Here is a 1,051-nt window from a genome sequence, read left to right on the forward strand (position 1 = left end):
GAGCACATAAGATCATAGTCAGATCGTGAGGTCAAACCTGTTTACATGGTTAAAAAACATTCACGATCCCGCCCTGGAGGGGTATATATCCAAGTTAAAAGCGGTGCAGACTTTGATTCTCTGGATCCAGCAAACCCCACCTTTGTCTTGTCTGGTACGATTGAAGACTCAAAGCAAGTTAACTGGGCAAGAACAGAAGGAACATGCGCTCAAGCTGGTATGTGCTAACGCATGACCTCTAGCCTCAATAGCGGCCTGGCCACCAGCCTGGCCGCTTCCTCCCTTCTCAGTGAGCCTGACTCACAGCGCTATCTGAGCCAGGCCAGGGCGCAGCGCAAGCCCTTTGTCACCTTCCTGATTGAAAACGACATCCTCGACAGCAAGACCCTCGCCGACTTTTGCGAGCTGGAGTATGGGGTACCTCTGCTGGATCTCGCCGCCTTCGATCTCGCCGAGATCCCGCAGAAATACCTCAATCAAAAGCTGATTGAAAAACATCACGTTCTACCCATCTATACCCAGGGCCACACCCTCTATATCGCCATGTCGGATCCGACCAATGTGTCGGCCCTGGAGGATTTTGGCTTCAGCTTCGGCCTGCACACGGAGGCCCTGCTGGTCGAGGAGAGCAAGCTGACCGCCGCCATCGGCAAATTGATGGAGAGCGAGCAGGACGTGCTCGGTGTGGACCATATCGACGAGGCGGAGATCTCGGAACTCGAGGTCTCCGACGAGAACTCCCGCCTCGACGAGAGCGTCAATACGGCCGACGATGACGCCCCCATCGTCAAGTACATCCACAAGATCATGATGGACGCCATCAAGCGCGGCGCGTCCGATCTTCACTTCGAACCTTATGAGACAAAGTACCGGATCCGCTTTAGGATCGACGGCATACTGCACGAAATCGCCACCCCGCCGGTGAACCTGGCGAACCGTTTTGCGGCTCGCCTCAAGGTGATGGCGCGGCTCGACATCCGTCATTCCGCACCTGATTTTGCTATTTTCAGTGCTTGACGGCGATCGGCCGTTCTGATCTATTACTCTCTTT

Annotated in this window: 1 pseudogene; it reads left to right on the forward strand. The window is 54.8% G+C overall.

What is annotated here, in order from left to right:
- Positions 1-231: 231 nt before the first annotated feature.
- Positions 232-978 (forward strand): annotated as a pseudogene (gene tapB / locus OKB81_RS20510) (PilB family type IVa pilus assembly ATPase TapB); the annotation flags it as partial.
- Between the last annotated feature and the right edge of the window lie 73 nt (positions 979-1,051).

The organism is Aeromonas sp. QDB56, from assembly GCF_027705505.1.
GTDB classification, from domain to species: Bacteria; Pseudomonadota; Gammaproteobacteria; order Enterobacterales; family Aeromonadaceae; genus Aeromonas; species Aeromonas caviae.